General features: G+C 73.3%; 16 protein-coding genes. 13 read left to right on the top strand and 3 right to left on the bottom strand.

What is annotated here, in order from left to right; all coding sequences use genetic code 11:
* Positions 1-25 precede the first annotated feature (25 nt).
* The 8 genes from lepB to B5D60_RS11340 all read left to right on the top strand — a co-directional run bounded on the left by lepB (position 26) and on the right by B5D60_RS11340 (position 6863).
* Positions 26-679 (top strand): signal peptidase I, encoded by a 654-nt coding sequence (lepB, locus tag B5D60_RS11305; RefSeq protein WP_078700256.1) that lies wholly within the window; start codon positions 26-28, stop codon positions 677-679.
* Complete coding sequence (locus B5D60_RS11310; protein WP_197684306.1) at positions 676-1386, top strand: ribonuclease HII; 711 nt, start codon at positions 676-678, stop codon at positions 1384-1386. The genes lepB and B5D60_RS11310 overlap by 4 nt, the downstream gene beginning before the upstream one ends.
* Complete coding sequence (locus tag B5D60_RS11315) at positions 1383-1691, top strand: DUF2469 domain-containing protein (RefSeq protein ID WP_078700258.1); 309 nt, start codon at positions 1383-1385, stop codon at positions 1689-1691. The genes B5D60_RS11310 and B5D60_RS11315 overlap by 4 nt, the downstream gene beginning before the upstream one ends.
* A gap of 24 nt (positions 1692-1715) precedes the next feature.
* Positions 1716-3050 carry an MFS transporter gene (locus tag B5D60_RS11320; protein ID WP_231948717.1) on the top strand — a complete coding sequence of 445 codons (1335 nt, stop codon included), beginning with the start codon at positions 1716-1718 and terminating at the stop codon, positions 3048-3050.
* Between the two features lie 93 nt (positions 3051-3143).
* The gene (locus B5D60_RS11325) at positions 3144-3506 is read left to right on the top strand and encodes a YraN family protein (RefSeq protein ID WP_078700260.1); all 363 of its coding nucleotides are present in this window, start codon (positions 3144-3146) and stop codon (positions 3504-3506) included.
* Positions 3506-5080 carry a YifB family Mg chelatase-like AAA ATPase gene (locus tag B5D60_RS11330; protein ID WP_078700261.1) on the top strand — a complete coding sequence of 525 codons (1575 nt, stop codon included), beginning with the start codon at positions 3506-3508 and terminating at the stop codon, positions 5078-5080. The genes B5D60_RS11325 and B5D60_RS11330 overlap by 1 nt, the downstream gene beginning before the upstream one ends.
* A complete protein-coding gene (dprA, locus tag B5D60_RS11335) occupies positions 5077-6192 on the top strand; it encodes a DNA-processing protein DprA (RefSeq protein WP_078700262.1) in 1116 nt (371 codons plus the stop codon). The genes B5D60_RS11330 and dprA overlap by 4 nt, the downstream gene beginning before the upstream one ends.
* A gap of 5 nt (positions 6193-6197) precedes the next feature.
* Positions 6198-6863 carry a class I SAM-dependent methyltransferase gene (locus tag B5D60_RS11340; protein ID WP_197684307.1) on the top strand — a complete coding sequence of 222 codons (666 nt, stop codon included), beginning with the start codon at positions 6198-6200 and terminating at the stop codon, positions 6861-6863.
* Between the two features lie 7 nt (positions 6864-6870).
* On the opposite strand, the gene B5D60_RS11345 is transcribed toward B5D60_RS11340, so the two are convergent.
* Genes B5D60_RS11345 through B5D60_RS11355 form a run of 3 tightly spaced genes read right to left on the bottom strand, consistent with a single transcriptional unit; the run spans position 6871 to position 9081 of the window.
* Positions 6871-7377, bottom strand: a complete 507-nt coding sequence (locus B5D60_RS11345) for a MogA/MoaB family molybdenum cofactor biosynthesis protein (RefSeq protein ID WP_078700263.1) — start codon at positions 7375-7377, stop codon at positions 6871-6873.
* A complete protein-coding gene (gene moaC / locus B5D60_RS11350) occupies positions 7370-7861 on the bottom strand; it encodes a cyclic pyranopterin monophosphate synthase MoaC (RefSeq protein ID WP_078700264.1) in 492 nt (163 codons plus the stop codon). The genes B5D60_RS11345 and moaC overlap by 8 nt, the downstream gene beginning before the upstream one ends.
* Entirely contained in the window at positions 7858-9081 is a 1224-nt protein-coding gene (locus B5D60_RS11355) for a molybdopterin molybdotransferase MoeA (RefSeq protein ID WP_078700265.1), read from the bottom strand. The genes moaC and B5D60_RS11355 overlap by 4 nt, the downstream gene beginning before the upstream one ends.
* Positions 9082-9126: 45 nt before the next feature.
* Between B5D60_RS11355 and B5D60_RS11360 the strand changes: the two genes are divergently transcribed.
* The 5 genes from B5D60_RS11360 to B5D60_RS11380 are packed head-to-tail and all read left to right on the top strand — an operon-like array spanning position 9127 to position 13055.
* A complete protein-coding gene (locus B5D60_RS11360) occupies positions 9127-9531 on the top strand; it encodes a TOBE domain-containing protein (RefSeq protein ID WP_078700266.1) in 405 nt (134 codons plus the stop codon).
* Positions 9528-10280: a molybdate ABC transporter substrate-binding protein gene (modA, locus tag B5D60_RS11365; RefSeq protein WP_078700267.1), complete on the top strand. Its 753-nt coding sequence runs from the start codon at positions 9528-9530 to the stop codon at positions 10278-10280. Before B5D60_RS11360 ends, modA begins: the two co-directional genes overlap by 4 nt.
* The gene (locus B5D60_RS11370) at positions 10277-11062 is read left to right on the top strand and encodes an ABC transporter permease (protein WP_078700268.1); all 786 of its coding nucleotides are present in this window, start codon (positions 10277-10279) and stop codon (positions 11060-11062) included. Before modA ends, B5D60_RS11370 begins: the two co-directional genes overlap by 4 nt.
* Entirely contained in the window at positions 11056-12090 is a 1035-nt protein-coding gene (locus B5D60_RS11375) for an ABC transporter ATP-binding protein (RefSeq protein WP_231948719.1), read from the top strand. The genes B5D60_RS11370 and B5D60_RS11375 overlap by 7 nt, the downstream gene beginning before the upstream one ends.
* A 44-nt stretch (positions 12091-12134) precedes the next feature.
* The gene (locus B5D60_RS11380) at positions 12135-13055 is read left to right on the top strand and encodes a tyrosine recombinase XerC (RefSeq protein ID WP_078700269.1); all 921 of its coding nucleotides are present in this window, start codon (positions 12135-12137) and stop codon (positions 13053-13055) included.
* Positions 13056-13057 lie beyond the last annotated feature (2 nt).

Raw genomic sequence — 13057 nt, forward strand, 5'->3', positions numbered from 1 at the left:
CGGTGCCAGCCGGTAGGCTCATCGGGTGTCCGAGGAGAAACGTCAACTGCCGTTGTGGCAGGAGTCCCTCCTCCTCGTGGCGACAGCCCTCGTCCTGGCGCTGATCGTCAAGACCTTCTTCTTCCAGGCCTTCTACATCCCGTCGGACTCGATGGTCCCGACGATGGTCAAGAACGACAAGCTGCTCGTGCAGAAGTGGTCGTACTGGAGCGGCGGACCCGAGCGCGGCGACATCGTCGTCTTCCGAGATCCCGGCAACTGGCTCGGTCCCGACGTCGACGAGTCGTCGAACGCCGTGCAGCGCGGCCTCGAGCTGGTCGGGCTGTTCCCGTCCGGCGGGCACCTCATCAAGCGCGTCATCGGCACCGGCGGCGATCGCGTGATCTGCTGCGACGCGGAGGGCCGCACCACGGTCAACGGCGAGCCGATCGACGAGCCGTACCTGGCCGACCAGTCCGTCAACGCCGACCAGACCTTCGACGTGAAGGTCCCGAAGGGCTACCTGTGGGTCCAGGGCGACAACCGGGGCAACTCGGCCGACTCGCGGGCCCACCTCGGCGAGCCCGGCGGAGGATTCATCGCTGACGAGGACGTGGTCGGCAAGGCATGGTTGAGGGTGTGGCCGCTCAACCGCTTCGGCACGATCGAGGGCACCGACGCCTTCGACGAGGTCCCGTGAGCCCGGCGCCGTCGCTGCGCGTCGAGCGCCAGCTGCTGCGCGCGGGCCGCACCGCCCTGGCCTGCAGCGATGAGGTCGGCCGCGGCGCCCTCAGCGGGCCCGTCACGATCGGCATGGTCCTGGTGACCGAGCAGACCCGCACCGCGCCGCAGGGGGTGCGCGACAGCAAGCTGCTCACCCCCGCGGCGCGCGAGGCGCTGGTGCCCAAGATCCGCCGGTGGGCGCCCGTCCACGGCGTCGGCCACGCCAGTCCGGACGAGATCGACCAGTACGGGATCATCGCCGCGATGCGGCTGGCCGGCCATCGGGCGCTCGCGCAGTTGACGGTGCGCCCTGACGCGGTGCTGCTGGACGGCAACCACGACTACCTGAGCGTGCCCGAGCAGTCGGCCCTCTTCGGCCCGCCCGACCTGTCCGACGACGTGCCGCCGGTGGTCACGATGATCAAGGCCGATCTGCGCTGCGCCGCCGTCGCGGCCGCCAGCATCCTGGCCAAGACGACGCGTGACGCCCTGATGGTGGAGCTCGCGTCGCAGCATCCGCAGTACGGCTGGGAGCTCAACAAGGGATACTCGGCACCGGAGCACATCGCGGCCCTGGCGCAGCACGGTCCGTCGGTCCATCACCGGCGCTCGTGGTCGCTGCCGGGCTGCGGGACCGGGACGACGGTGCAGATCGACGAGACGCGAGAGGTGGTGGCCGGATGAGCGCCGAGGATCTCGAGCGGTACGAGAACGAGATGGAGCTCTCGCTCTACCGCGAGTACCGCGACGTCGTCGGCATCTTCAAGTACGTCGTCGAGACCGACCGCCGCCTCTACCTGTGCAACGCGGTCGACGTGAAGGTGCGCTCCGAGTCCGGTGACGCCTACTTCGAGGTGACGATGGCCGACGCCTGGGTCTGGGACATCTACCGCCCCGCGCGCTTCGCCAAGAACGTCAAGGTGCTGACGTTCAAGGACGTGAACGTCGAGGAGCTGCAGGACTCCGACGTCAAGCTGCCGCCGGCCTGACCGGCGATGACGTCCGATCCCGCCGTGTCCCGTGACGGAGCGCGGACGTTCGCGCACGTCCTGGTCAACACCCTCGTCGCGAACGTCACCACGAGCTTCCTGTGGTTCGCGCTGACGTTCTGGGTCTACCTCGAGACGCGCTCGGTCCTGGCCACCGGTGTCGTCGGCGGCGCGTACATGCTCATGCTGGCGCTGTTCGCGATGCTGTTCGGGACGCTCGTCGACCGGCACCGCAAGCGCGACGTGCTGGTCGGGTCGAGCCTCGCCACGGCGGCGTCCTTCCTGGTCGCCGGGATGCTCTACGCCGTGCTCGGGCCCGGGGCGATCGTCGACATGACCGGGCCGTGGTTCTGGCTGTTCTCGGGCATCGTCCTGTTCGGCTCGGTCGTGGAGAGCCTGCGCAACATCGCGCTGTCGACCCTCGTGACCCTGCTCATCCCCGCCGACCGGCGTGACCGCGCGAACGGACTCGTCGGCACCGTGCAGGGCCTGGCGTTCATCGTCACCAGCGTCTTCAGCGGGCTCGCGATCGGCCAGCTCGGCATGGGGTGGACGCTCGTCATCGCCAACGTCCTCACGGTGTGCACCGTGGTCCATCTGCTCTTCGTGCGGATCGCCGAGGAGCAGCCCGCGGCCGACGCGGACGGCAAGCGCCCGACGGTCGACGTGCGCGGAGCGCTCGCCGCGATCGCGCTGGTGCCCGGCCTGTTCGCCCTCATCATCCTCACGACGTTCAACAACCTCGTCTCGGGCGTGTTCATCGCGCTCGTCGACCCCTACGGACTGACGCTCTTCACCGTCGAGGAGTGGGGCCTGGTCTTCGGTGTGGCGTCCACGGGCTTCATCGCCGGCGGTCTCGTGATCGCCCGGTGGGGGCTCGGTGCCAATCCGCTTCGCACGATGCTGTGGGTGCTCGCGGCGATGGGCGTCATCAACGCGACCTTCACGTTGCGCGAGTCGGCCTGGCTGTGCATCGCGGGGATCTGGCTCTTCCTGCTGATCGTGCCCGCGGTGGAAGCGGCCGAGCAGACCGTGATCCAGCGCGTGGTGCCGTTCGCCAGCCAGGGTCGGGTGTTCGGGTTCGCCCAGGCCTTCGAGGCGGCCGCGGCCCCCGTCACCGCCTTCCTCGTCGCCCCCATCGCCGAGTTCTGGGTGATCCCGATGATGGAGACCGAGTCCGGCGCGCAGCGGTGGGCCTGGCTGGTGGGGTACGGCGACGCGCGCGGCATCGCGCTGATCTTCTTCTTCGCCGGGCTGGTCATGGTGGTGATCTCGCTGGCGGCGTTCGGGACGCGCTCCTACCGGGTCCTGTCCGACCGCTACCGCGACGATGCGGAGTCCGGCGTGACCGCGGGCTGACGCTCGTCCACAGGTCGCGGCGGCAGGTCGGCGTCGTCCACAGGCCTGGCGCGGGGCCTTCACCGCGGTGCCGTGGGCCGGGAGGCTCGACCCATGACCTACGCGCGCAACCAGGCCCTCGGCGCCTACGGCGAACGGATCGCCGCCGACCACCTGCGAAGCCTCGGGATGGTGATCCTCGCCCGGAACTGGACCTGCCAGCACGGGGAGATCGACATCGTCGCGCGCGACGGCGACACCCTCGTGGTGTGCGAGGTCAAGACCCGCACCAGCACCACGCACGGCACGGCCCTGGAGGCCGTGTCCGATCGCAAGGTCACGATCCTGCGCCGCTCGTTGGCGCGCTGGCTCGACGTCCACGGCGTGAGCCCTGACGGGGTACGGATCGACGTCGTCACGGTGTGGGTCCCGCGCAGCGGCGGTCCGCGGGTCGAGCGGATCGCGGGGGTGGCGTGATGGCGGCCGTGCACTCGATCGCGCTCGACGGCCTCGCGGGACGGCCGGTCGAGGTGGAGGTCGACATCGCCTCCGGGCTCTCGGCCACCGTCGTGGTGGGACTCGCGGACGCCACGGTCAGCGAGGCGCGGAACCGGGTGCGGTCGGCCGTGGTGAACTCGGGCACCTCGTGGCCCGACACCCGCGTCACGATCAACCTCGCGCCGTCCAGCCTGCCCAAGAGCGGTCCTCACTACGACCTGGCCATGGGGCTCGGCGTGTTCGCGGCCAAGGCCGTGGTCCCGGTCGAGACGCTGGCGGGCACCGTCTTCCTCGGCGAGCTGGCCCTCGACGGTCGCCTGCGGCCCGTGCGCGGTGTCCTTCCCGCCACCCTCGCCGCGGCCGAGGCGGGATTCGAGCGTGTCGTGGTCCCCGAGTCCAACGTGAACGAGGCGCGCCTGGTGCCGTCGATCGCCGTGGTCGGCGTGCGGTCGTTGCGCCAGGTCGTCGCGATGCTGCGCGGCGAGGAGGAGCCCGACGACCCGCCCGTGCCGCCGTTGAGCGAGGCGGGGGACGGCTGGAGCGGGGTCGCGCCCACCGGCGAGCTCGACCTCACCGACGTCGTCGGTCAGGACGACGCGTGCCTGGCCACGGTGATCGCGGCCAGCGGTGGTCACCACCTGCTGCTCACGGGCCCACCCGGCGTGGGCAAGACGATGCTCGCGCAGCGCCTGCCTGCGCTGCTGCCCGACCTGGATCCCAGCGACTCGCTCGAGGTCAGCGCCCTGCACTCGCTGGCGGGGGTCCTCCCGTCCGACCTCCCGATGCTGGTGCGACCGCCGTTCCTCGAGCCGCACCACACCGCCAGCGCGGCGGCGGTGGTGGGCGGCGGCAGCCGTGTGGTGCGTCCCGGCGCGATGTCGCTGGCCCACCACGGGGTCCTCTTCCTCGACGAGGCGCCCGAGTTCGCGAGCAACGTCCTCGAGGCCCTGCGCCAGCCGCTGGAGAGCGGGCAGGTCGCGGTGTCGCGGGCCGCGCAGACGGCCGTGTTCCCCGCGCGCTTCCAGCTGGTGCTCGCCACCAACCCGTGCCCGTGCGGTCACGCCGGCTCGGTGATGCAGCGGTGTGAGTGCCCTGCGGCCACGCGGCGGCGCTATGCCGACCGCCTGTCCGGACCGATCCGCGACCGGATCGACATCCACCGCACCCTGGTGGAGCCGTCACGCCGCGATCTCGCGCACGGGCTGCTCGCTCGGCCCACGACCGGCGAGCTGGCTGAGCGGGTGGCCGAGGCACGTCGTCGCCAGCGCCGGCGTCTCGTGGACACGCCGTGGCGCGTCAACGCTGCCGTGCCGGGAGTGGAGCTGCGCAAGGCGTGGCCCGCCCACGACGACGCCAGCCGCCTGCTCGAGCAGCAGGTGCGCGGGCACAAGGTCACGCCGAGATCGGCCGATCGCGTGTTGCGGCTCGCGTGGAGCATCGCCGACCTCTGCGGGCGCGACCGACCCACGATCGACGACGTGCAGGCCGCGCTCGACCTGCGTCGCGGCAGCGCCATCGGTGGCGAGCTCCTCGGTCTCCTGGCGGCGGCATGACCAGGAGCCAGTCCCGCACCCGGCTGCTGCTCTCGCTCGTGGTGGAGGCCGGTGATCCCCGCCTCGTGGCGTGGCGCGAGCGGTGTGACCCCGTCGAGCTCTGGCACGCGGTGGTCCGGGGCGGCCCCGAGATCCCCGACCCGTGGCGCGAGGCTGCCGCGGAGGCGCCGCGGCGGGCCGACCACGCGCTGCGGAGGGCCGAGGAGGCCGGCGCACGATGGCTCGTCCCCGGCTCCGCTGCATGGCCGGTGGCCCTCGACGACCTCGACGAGGTCGACGGCATCGGCCACGTGGCCGGAGCTCCGCTCGGGCTCTGGGTCCGCGGCGGCGGTGACCTGTCCTCGATCGCGGCCGCGCCGGTGGCCGTGGTCGGCGCGCGCGGCTGCACGACCTATGGGGCCGAGGCCGCCAGCGACATCGCCGCCGACTGCGCCGACCAGGGTCACGCCGTCGTCAGCGGCGCCGCGTTCGGGATCGACGCCTGCGCTCACCGCGGGGCGCTGCTCGCGGGTGGGCCCACGGTGGCGGTGCTGGCGTGCGGCGTCGACGTCGACTACCCGCGGGCCCACGCGGCCCTGCTGCGCCGCATCGGCGAGGAGGGACTGGTGATCAGCGAGTTCGCGCCCGGTGCCGAGCCGCAACGGCACCGCTTCCTGGTGCGCAACCGGCTCATCGCGGCGCTGAGCGTCGGTGTGGTGGTCGTCGAGGCGGCCCGCCGCAGCGGATCGCTCAACACGCTGCACTGGGCCGACCAGCTGGGTCGCACCACGATGGTCGTGCCCGGCCCGATCACGTCGCAGGCCTCGTGCGGCACCCACCTCGCGGTCCGCGACGGCAAGGCGCTCCTGGTCACCTCCGGCCGCGACGTCGTGGCCGACACCTTCGGCGTCGTGGACGCCGACCTGCCGGCGATCAGCCCCGCCGCGCGGCGGGTGTGGCTGCGACTCGGAACCGAGCCCCAACCGGCCGAACAGGTGGCCGCCGCGCTGCGCCTCAGCCCCGTCGCGGTGCTGCGCGCGCTGCGTGAGCTCGAGCGTCACGCGGTGGTCGCGGGCGACGAGAACGGGTGGCGTCGCGACCGCGTCCCCGGTGGCACGCAGGGGGTAGGTTGAACCGGGTGAACCACTCCGAGGCCATGGATCCCGCGCAGGCCGACGAGGTCTTCGCGCACTGGGAGGACAAGTACGGCACCAGCGACGGTGTGTGGTCGGGGCACGTCAACACCGCGCTCGCGCAGATCGCCGCCGACCTCCCCGCGGGCAGGGCGCTCGATCTCGGCGCAGGAGAGGGCGGGGACGCCCTGTGGCTGGCCGAGCGCGGCTGGACCGTCACGGGCATCGACATCTCCCCGACGGCCCTCGCGCGTGCCGAGTCCGCGGCGGAGCGCGCCGGCCTGAGCGAGCGGGTCACCTGGGTGGCCGCCGACCTCGACACGTGGTCCTCCACCCGTTCCTTCGACCTCGTCACGGCGTCGTTCCTCCAGTCGCCGGTCGCCCTCGACCGTGCCCGGATCCTCAGGACGGGAGCCGACCGCGTGGCGGTGGACGGGCACCTGCTCGTCATCGCCCATGCCGAGGCGCCGCCGTGGGCCCACGCGCACGACCACGAGCACGTGCAGGAGATGGACTTCCCGTCGCCCGAGTCCGACCTCGCGATGCTCGACCTCCCGGCCGATGCCTGGCGCACGGTCGTCGCGGAGGTGCGCGACCGCACCGCGTTCGCTCCCAGCGGGGATCAGGTCGTGCTGCGCGACGGGGTCCTGCTGCTGCAGCGCCTCGCCTGAGTCGCCGTCAGGTGTGCAGCGGGCGCTCGCTCGGCCTGCCGTGACCGAGCTGGTCCAGCGCGTGATCGACGAGCTCGCCGAGCACCTCGAGGCCCTCGCGGACCCCTCCGGTGGAGCCGGGAAGGTTCACCAGGAGCGTGCGCCCACTGATCCCGGCCACTCCGCGTGAGAGCGCGGCGTGCGGAGTCGTGCGCAGTCCGCGGGCGCGCAGGGCCTCCGCGATGCCCGGGGCTGGACGGTCGATGAGCGCGGAGGTCGCCTCGGGCGTGTGATCGTCGTCGGTGAACCCGGTCCCTCCGGTGGTCAGGACCAGCGCACAGCCCTGGTCGACGAGCCGGCGCAGGATGTCGGCCACCTCCGGCCCGTCGGGCACGACGTGAGGGCCCGACACCTCGAAGCCGCGGTCCCGTCCCCACTGCGCGATCCGAGGTCCGGTGAGGTCCTCCCGAGTTCCGTCGGCCGCCCGCGTGGAGCAGACGACGACGCCCAGGGCGCGGCGGTCCGCCTCACTCATCGCGGGTCCAGTCGTGGGTCCCGCCGGTCTTCGCCTCGACCTGCAGGGCATCGATCCGCGCGGTGTGGTCGACCGCCTTCACCATGTCGAACAGCGTCAGTGCGGCCACGCTGACCGCGGTCAGCGCCTCCATCTCGACTCCGGTCGGACCGGTCGTCGCCACGGTCGCCTCGATCCGCACCGCGTCGTCGAGGGCACGGAAGTCGACGGTGATCGCCGCGAGGGAAAGCGGATGGCACATCGGCACGAGGAAGGGCGTCTGCTTCGCGGCCAGGATCCCCGCGATCCGCGCGGTCGCCAGCGCCTCGCCCTTGGGCAGGTCACCGGTCATGATCCGCTCGACGACGTCGGCCCGGGTCCGCAGCAGGCCCGAGGCGGTGGCCTGCCGTCTCGTGGTCGCCTTCCCCGACACGTCGACCATGTGCGCGCTGCCGTCGGCACGGTAGTGCGACAGGTCCTTCTCGTCGTTCGGGCCGGTGCTCATGCGATCCTCCACCACTCCACGGTATCGCCGGCCTCGAGTGCCGTGACGTGCTCAGGCACGAGGACGAGGACATCGGCCCGGGCGTAGGACACCGCGAGGTGCGAGCCGGCCGCACCGACCAGGCTGACGCTGCCGTCGGCCGTCAGCGTGCCGCGACGCGCCTGCAGCCGGCCGGCGGGGGAGACCAACGGCTCCGCGAGGAGCGCCGATCCCGAGGGCCGCTGGGCCACCCGTCCTGCCGCGCGGGCGAGTGGCGCTCGGAGGAACAGCTCGAACGAGACGAGCACGCTGACCGGGTTGCCGGGCAGGCACACGACCGGGACCTCGCGGTCGCCGAGACGCACCGAGGCCAGGCCCTGCGGTCCGCCGGGCTGCACCGCGACGTGGTCGAACCACGCGCCCGGTGTCCCCTCCAGGGTCTGGCGGACGACCTCGCGGGTTCCTGCGCTCACCCCACCCGTCGTCACGATGAGGTCGTGGCCGGCGGCCAGCTGCGCCAGCACGTCGCGCAGCAGGTCGGGATCGTCGGGCACGAGGTGCGTGGTGACGGGGAGCCCGAGCTCGCGGGCATGGGCGGCCAGCGCCCGGGAGTTCGAGTCGGGGACCGCTCCGCTCACCAGCTCGGCACCGGTGCCCACGACGGCCAGCCTCAGGGGCGGCGCGACCTCGACCGACTCGACGCCCGCCACCACGAGGGCGCCGATCGCGGCCGGGTGGAGGGGCGCACCGGCCTCCAGGACCTCTGCGCCGGAGGTGACGTCGGCGCCGACGGTGCGCACGAAGGTGCCTGGCTCGACGGGCTCGCGGAACTCGACCAGTGTCCCTCCGTCCACCGGGCCGAACTCGCCCGCCCCGGTGCGCTCCACGGGGACGACCGCGTCGGCGCCGAGCGGGATCGGGGCGCCCGTCATGATCGGCGCGACGGACCCCGGGTCGAGTCGGGGCGGCCGGGCGTCCCCGGCGACGACGTGCGCCACGGTGGGCAGCGTCACGGGCGCGATGTCGGCGCGGGCGAGATCCGCGGCGTGGACCGCGAAGCCGTCCATCTGACTGTTGTCGAACCCCGGCACGTCCAGGCGCGCGACGGCGGGCGTGGCGAGGCGGCCGGTGAGCTCCTCGGTCACGGGTCGCAGGAGCGGCGGGTCCTGGGCGCGCCGGCGAGCGGCGCGCCGGATCGCCTCCGCCACCTCGTGGACGTGTTCCTCGACGGATCTGCTCATCCTTGCTCCTGACGAAGTCGCATCTGAGCCGCTAGCATTGGTTTCATGTCTCAAGTGCGTGTTGCTGACGCCGCTGACTTCCTCGGAGTCAGCACCGACACCGTACGCCGCCTGATCGCGTCCGGCCGGCTCGCCGCAGGCAAGGACGGGTCCGGTCGCACGGTGGTGGACGGGCGGGGCCTGGCCGACTACGTGCGGGTCGAGGGCAGGTCGGCGGCCGACCCGACCGCCGTCGGCCGCTCGGCGCGGAACCGGTTCGTCGGCATCGTGACCGAGGTGCTCAGCGATCGCGTCATGTCCCAGGTCGAGCTGCAGTGCGGCGCGCACCGGGTCGTGTCGCTCATCAGCACGGAGTCGGTCCGCGAGCTCGGCCTCGAGCCGGGTGTCGTCGCGGTGGCGGTGGTCAAGGCCACGAACGTCGCGATCGAGATCGCCAAGGAGCAGCCGTGAGGCGTGCCGGCGTCGCGGCGCTCGCCCTGGTCGCCCTGCTGACGGTCGCCGGCTGCGGCGGGAGCGACGGTGACCAGGTCGAGCAGCGCACGCTGACGGTGTTCGCTGCGGCCTCGCTGACGTCCACGTTCACCGAGCTCGCGGAGCGCTTCGAGGCCGAGCACGAAGGCGTGGAGGTCCGGCTCTCGTTCGGTGGCTCGTCCGACCTCGCCGCCCAGATCGCCGAGGGTGCGCCGGCCGACGTGTTCGCCGCGGCGGACGAGCAGACCATGGCGCGGGTGACCGGTGCGTCCGATGCCGCGCTGGCCCCCGAGGTCTTCGCGACGAACACGCTGCAGATCGCGACGCCCGCCGACGCGCCCGATCGCGTGCGGGACCTGGCCGACCTCGCCGACCCTGCGCTGAAGGTGGTCCTGTGCGCTCCTCAGGTGCCGTGCGGCGCAGCCACCCGCACCCTGCTGGCCAAGAACGCGCTGGACGTGGAGCCGGTCAGCGAGGAGCAGTCGGTGACCGACGTGCTGGGGAAGGTGACCAGCGGGGAGGCCGACGCGGGAGTCGTCTACCGCACCGACGTGATCGGCGCGGGCGACACCGTGCGAGGCGTCGACGCGGCGCGGGCGGGCGAGGTGGTCAATCGGTACCCGGTCGTGGCCCTGGACGACGGCGAGCCGGCAGGGGCGTTCGTCCGGTTCGTCACGAGCGGGGCGGGACGCGAGATCCTCGTGGCCGCCGGCTTCGGCACACCATGACGGGCCGGTCCGACGTCCCGCGCTGGATCGCGATCCCCGCGCTCGTCGGGCTCGCGCTGCTGGCGCTGCCGCTGGCCGGACTGGTGCTGCGCGTGGAGTGGGGCGACTTCCTCGGGCTCGTGACGAGCGAGTCCTCCCGGGCGGCGCTCGGCCTGAGCCTGCGGACCGCGACCGCCAGCACGGTGCTGTGCCTCGTGCTCGGCGTGCCGCTGTCGCTGCTGCTCGCCCGCTCCTCGGGTCGCTGGACGTCGGTCGTGCGCGCGGTCGTCCTGGTGCCGCTGGTGCTGCCTCCCGTGGTCGGCGGCATCGCGCTGCTGGCCACGTTCGGGCGGCGCGGCTGGCTCGGCGAGCACCTCGAGACCCTCGGCATCGAGATCGCGTTCACCACGGTGGCCGTGGTGCTGGCGCAGACGTTCGTGTCGCTGCCGTTCCTCGTCATCACCCTCGAGGGCGCCCTGCGTGCCGCCGACCCGGGGTATGCGGACGTGGCCGCCACGCTCGGCGCGGCGCCCGGCAGGGTCCTGAGCCGTGTGACGCTGCCCCTCGCGGCGCCTGGGCTCGTCGCCGGCACGGTGCTGTCCTTCGCGCGGGCGCTCGGAGAGTTCGGTGCCACGGTGACGTTCGCCGGCAGCCTGCAGGGGGTGACCCGCGCGCTGCCGACCGAGATCTACCTGCAGCGCGAGGTCGACCCCGATGCGGCCGCGGCCCTGGCGTTCCTGCTGGTGGCGGTGGCCGTCGTCGTCATCGCGGTCGTGCACCGTCCGGGGAGGTCGCCGTGGTGAGCCTCGCGGCCTGGGTCCGCGATCCAGCCCGCGGAGTCGACGTGCGGCTCGATCTGGCCGCGGGCGAGACCGTGGCGCTGATGGGGCCGAACGGGGCCGGGAAGTCGACGGTGCTGGCCACCGTCGCCGGCCTCCTGCGGCCGGCCGAGGCGCACGTCCGCGTGGGCGACCGGGTCCTGGCGGGGGAGGGGCAATGGGTGCCGCCCCATCGCCGGTCCGTGGCGCTGCTGGGCCAGCAACCGCGGCTGTTCCCGCACCTGACGGTGCGTGAGAACGTCGCGTTCGGGCCGCGGAGCGCCGGTCGCAAGGACGCCGACCTCGCCGAACACTGGCTGGACTGGGTGGGGGCATCGGCGCTGGCGGACCGCCGTCCGCGCGAGCTGTCGGGCGGGCAGGCCCAGCGGGTGGCGATCGCCCGAGCCCTCGCGACGGAACCCGACGTCGTGCTGCTGGACGAGCCGCTGGCGTCGCTGGACGTCGAGGCCGTCCCGGAGGTGCGACGCCTCCTGCGCCGGGTGCTGGCCGAGACCACGACCGTGCTCGTGACCCACGACCCCCTCGACGCGATGACGCTGGCCGACCGTGCGGTGATCGTGGAGGCCGGACGTGTGGTCCACGAGGGCACCGCGCGTGACGTGCTCACGCACCCGCGCAGCGCGTTCGGTGCCGCCCTCGCGGGGGTGAACCTCGTGGAGGGCGTGGTCACCGGACCCGACCACCTGCGCAGCCCCGACGGACGTGAGCTCGCGGGCACCGCGCGGGGCGCGATGGACTTGGGCTCGGCCGCGACGGCCACCTTCGCTCCCAGCGCCGTGGCGGTCCATCGCGAGCGGCCGGGCGGGAGCCCGCGCAACGTCCTGCCCGGGGTGGTCACCGGGATCGAGGTCCGCGGGACGACCTGCCGCCTGGAGATCTCGGGGTGGCTCGCCGACGTGACCACCGCGGCAGCCGCCGAGCTGGAGCTCGAGCCGGGGCGTGACGTCTGGATGAGCATCAAGGCCACCGAGGTCCGGCTCGACCCGGCCTGACGGCCTCCCGCGATTCATCGATCGCCGGTGCGAGAGTGGGACGCGTGACTGACTCCTCCGAGGCGTGGGCCCGCACGCTGGCCGACTACGAGCGTCACCTGTGCCAGGAGCGGGACCTCTCGGACCACACGGTCCGTGCCTACCTGACCGACCTCGGCAGCCTGGCCGAGCACGCGACCCTGCTGCACGTGGAGGACCCCGCCGATCTCACGATCCGCACGCTGCGCAGCTGGCTGGCGAACCTGCAGACGCGAGGGCGGGCACGCACGACGATGGCGCGCCGCTCGACGGCGGCGCGCGTCTTCACCGCCTGGCTGGAGCGCACCGGCCGTGCGCCGACGGACGCCGGGGCGCTGCTGGCGGCCCCGAAGGCGCACCGCACCCTGCCACCGGCGCTGAGCCAGGCCGACATGCGCGGCGTGATCGACGCGATCGTCGCGTCGATCGAGGACGACAGCCCTCTGGGCCTGCGTGACCTCGCGGTGATCGAGCTGCTGTGGGCGACGGGAGTCCGCGTGGGTGAGCTGGTCGGCGCCGACGTGGACGACCTGGACGCCTCCCGTCGGGTGCTCCGGGTCATGGGCAAGGGCTCGAAGGAGCGGATGGTTCCGTACGGCGTGCCGGCCCAGGAGGCCGTGACGGCGTGGCTCGAACGAGGACGGCCCGCGGTCGCGGTGGCCGACAGCGGGCCCGCCCTGTTCCTGGGCGCCCGAGGCGGCCGCGTCGACGCGCGTGTCGTCCGCCGCATCGTGCACGAGCGCGTCGCCGCCGTGCCGGACGCCCCGGACGTCGGACCGCACGGCCTGCGCCACACCGCCGCCACACACCTGCTCGAGGGCGGGGCCGACCTGAGGTCCGTGCAGGAGCTGCTGGGCCACGCCTCGCTCGGCACCACTCAGATCTACACGCACGTCAGCGCCGACCGCCTGCGCGCCGCCTTCACCCAGGCGCACCCGCGCGCCTGACG

It is taken from the genome of Aeromicrobium choanae, from assembly GCF_900167475.1.
In the GTDB taxonomy this organism is placed as follows: domain Bacteria; phylum Actinomycetota; class Actinomycetes; order Propionibacteriales; family Nocardioidaceae; genus Aeromicrobium; species Aeromicrobium choanae.